Genomic DNA, 3,257 nt, shown 5'->3' with positions numbered 1-3,257 from the left:
CCCGGTGTGTTACTTCTTTTGGGTTTATTTTGTAGCAGAAGGAGGCATACGAGGTGCTCAGGAATCTCGCGGCCTCGTAGATGTGTATAAGATACATGCACGGCCTTGCTTGCTCCATAGGCCTTTTGCAAATACTCCGCCTGGATCGTGTCCTGTGCTGCCGCAATCCGTACGCCGGAGAGGGCTGCCGGCGCACTATCCTGGAACTTTTCAGCGTCGCCGACCAGAACCGAATGAGAACGGTAGTATGGAGCGGAGAACTCCATTTTTTGAGCGCGCTCTTCGGTAAACGCCATGCTTGCGACGATCATGTCGTATTTATTATCAGACAAACCTTGAACGATCTCGGTCCAGGGGATGGCGACAAACGTGCAATCAACCGCCATTTGCTGGCAAAGCGCTTTGGCAATATCGACGTCGAAACCACCAAGCTGACCGGATGCATCTTGAAAATTGAATGGTGGGTATGCGCCTTCCGTCGCGACGCGGAGCTTTTCATTCGCCGTCGCGAGATCAATCGAGCCTGCGAGAAAAAGGACTGCTGCAAGTGCGAACCGGCCGATCATCTGTTCCCCCATCTTCCGTCCTTTGAGCATGATAGAAGGAAATAGATAACAAACGATGATGGCACCCCATCGATTTCAACGAATTTGCGGCCAAATCCGAGGTCCCATTGGCACCCAACGGGCCACTCGGCACCATCTCATTTTAAAAACGTCAACGTCCAGCATCGCAGGACCAAGACGCTGGCGGAAACAGCGGCATCGTTTGCCGCCGGCCAAACCGGCGGCCATTGTCGCGAACGCCAATGCGATCGCCTGAGAGCTGCCAGGGCCATTTCCGGAACAATCGGGCAGATGTAGCGTCATTGCCCCATTTGACGTGCGGCGGATGCACCCCAGAACACCAACTGTCGCACGGCTGCGACAGTTCGGCCGAGCCATGCGACAATCTTCATATTCCAGGAGCATTGCAGAAACACGTTATTTCCGACAGATTGCTCTTGCGTTCCGTGGGAGGAGCCGATGCACGAACACTCCGCACATGCGGGTCATGTCTATACATGCGCGCAGCAGAAATCAGCGGCGGCAAGTTCACCAATTGTGGCTTCCTGGCGGCGTTGCATGACCATGCATCAGCTGGCGCCGGAAGATGTGCGCACACCTTTGCGGCTCACCGATCACGAGTTTCGGCAGGCACGCGAGCAATCGGAACAACTGGTCAAGGATGCTACAGACGAGCTCGACCGGCTTTTTACGACAGTCGGTAAGGCCGGCTGCTGCTTGCTGCTCACGGACCGTAACGGCATTGCGCTCGAACGGCGGGGCAAGGCCGGCGACGACAAGGAGTTTCACGATCTCGGCCTCTGGACAGGATCGATTTGGACGGAGGCAAGCATTGGCACGAACGGCATCGGCACTGCGCTGGCCGACGAACGCGCCGTTGCGATCTTCCGTGACCAGCATTTCTTTTGTTCCAATATCCGGCTCAGCTGTACGACCGCGCCGATCCGCGATCATCTTGGCCAGCTCGCAGCTGCACTCGACATTTCCACCTGCCGCGACGATGTCAACGAGATGACGCTGTCGATCCTGTCGCAGACCGTGCGCGACGCAGCCCTTCGCATCGAGCTCAATATCTTCCGGAGCGCCTTTAGCGGCGCGCGTTTCCTGATGGTCCCCTCAGGCGCGAATTCGGCGGCCGCCTTGCTTGCCGTGGACAAGCACGACCTCGTGCTCGGAGCTACCCGCGCGGCGCGGCTGGCGCTGAAGCTGGACGACCGGCAGATTGCGGCGGGCGTTCCCGCAGCCGATGCGCTCCATGAAAACTGCGCCGCAAACGGCGAGGCTCTTCTGGAAGCAGAGCGTGCGGCGCTTTTGCGCGCCCTCACCCGAACCAGCGGCAACGTCTCGCGGGCTGCGATGGATCTTGGCATGAGCCGGGCCACCCTTCATCGCAAGATGAAGAAGCTCAATCTCCACTGAACGTCTCTTGTTCTTTCCGAAGTGCGATTATCATGTCGCACCGCTGCGACACTGTGCACTGCAACAATACCCCGCCAGTCTGGTTCGTTCGACCAAAGATGCGCAGAATTCCTCCACTGGTTCACTCCTGAACCTGGCTCATCTAGGGAGGATGACATGCTGCATCAGAAGATCGTCGAAGCGCCGTTCAAGTCAAAGTACGGCAACTTCATCGGGGGCGAGTGGCGCGAGCCGATCGAAGGCAAATACTTCGACAACATCACGCCGGTGACAGGCGGCAAGCTTTGCGAAATTGCACGTTCCGACGAAAAGGACGTCAACGCGGCGCTCGATGCGGCCCATGCGGCGAAGGATAAATGGGCCAAGACTTCGCCTGCCGAACGCTCGAATATCTTGATGAAGATCGCCCAGCGCATGGAGGACAAGCTGGAATTGCTCGCCCAGGCCGAGACGTGGGACAACGGCAAACCGATCCGCGAGACGATGGCGGCCGACATTCCGCTTGCCATCGACCACTTCCGTTATTTTGCTGCCTGCATACGTGCACAGGAAGGCTCGATCGGCGAAATCGACCACGACACCGTCGCCTATCACTTCCACGAGCCGCTTGGCGTCGTCGGCCAGATCATTCCTTGGAACTTCCCCATCCTGATGGCGGCCTGGAAGCTTGCTCCGGCCCTTGCGGCGGGCAATTGCGTGGTTCTCAAGCCGGCCGAACAGACACCAGCGTCCATTCTTGTATGGGCCGAACTCGTCGGCGATCTGCTGCCGCCAGGCGTCCTCAATATTGTCAACGGTTTTGGCCTGGAAGCCGGCAAGCCGCTTGCGGCCAGCCCGCGCATCGCCAAGATCGCCTTCACGGGCGAGACCTCGACCGGGCGACTGATCATGCAATATGCCAGCCAGAACCTCATCCCCGTTACCCTCGAACTCGGCGGCAAGTCGCCAAATATCTTCTTCGCCGACGTCATGGCCGAAGACGACGATTTCCTTGACAAGGCGCTGGAAGGTTTTGCGATGTTTGCTCTAAACCAGGGCGAAGTCTGCACCTGCCCCAGCCGCGCCCTGGTTGAGGAATCGATCTATGACCGCTTCATGGAAAGGGCCGTCAAGCGCGTCGAAGCCATCAAGCAGGGCAACCCGCTCGACAGCGCGACGATGATCGGCGCGCAGGCATCGAACGAACAGTTAGAGAAGATCCTCGCCTATCTCGACATCGGCAAGCAGGAAGGCGCCGAAGGCCTGGCGGGGGGCACGCGCAATGATCTCGGC

At 58.6% G+C, this 3,257-nt stretch carries 3 protein-coding genes; 2 read left to right on the top strand and 1 reads right to left on the bottom strand.

The annotated features are described in order from the left end of the window. Positions 1-578: transporter substrate-binding domain-containing protein (locus tag C9413_RS30115; protein ID WP_246703890.1), on the bottom strand; the 578-nt coding region annotated here is incomplete at its 3' end. A 447-nt stretch (positions 579-1,025) separates the two neighbouring features. On the opposite strand from C9413_RS30115, the gene C9413_RS30110 reads away from it, so the two are divergent. Together C9413_RS30110 and adh are read left to right on the top strand one after the other, a co-directional pair. Continuing rightward, positions 1,026-1,985 (top strand): helix-turn-helix domain-containing protein, encoded by a 960-nt coding sequence (locus C9413_RS30110; RefSeq protein WP_040115421.1) that lies wholly within the window; start codon positions 1,026-1,028, stop codon positions 1,983-1,985. Positions 1,986-2,141: 156 nt separating this feature from the next. Then, positions 2,142-3,257, top strand: a 1,116-nt coding sequence (gene adh / locus C9413_RS30105; protein WP_170251330.1) for an aldehyde dehydrogenase, incomplete at its 3' end; no start/stop codon positions are given.

Source organism: Rhizobium sp. SEMIA 4085 (assembly GCF_013004495.1).
GTDB lineage: Bacteria > Pseudomonadota > Alphaproteobacteria > Rhizobiales > Rhizobiaceae > Rhizobium > Rhizobium gallicum.
The sequence above is the reverse complement of the archived record's forward strand: the minus strand, read 5'-3'. Positions and strand labels throughout refer to the sequence as shown.

Excerpts from the sequence above, each read along its gene's own strand:
- C9413_RS30110 (WP_040115421.1), top strand. The coding sequence starts at position 1,026 with ATGCACGAACACTCCGCACATGCGGGTCATGTCTATACATGCGCGCAG.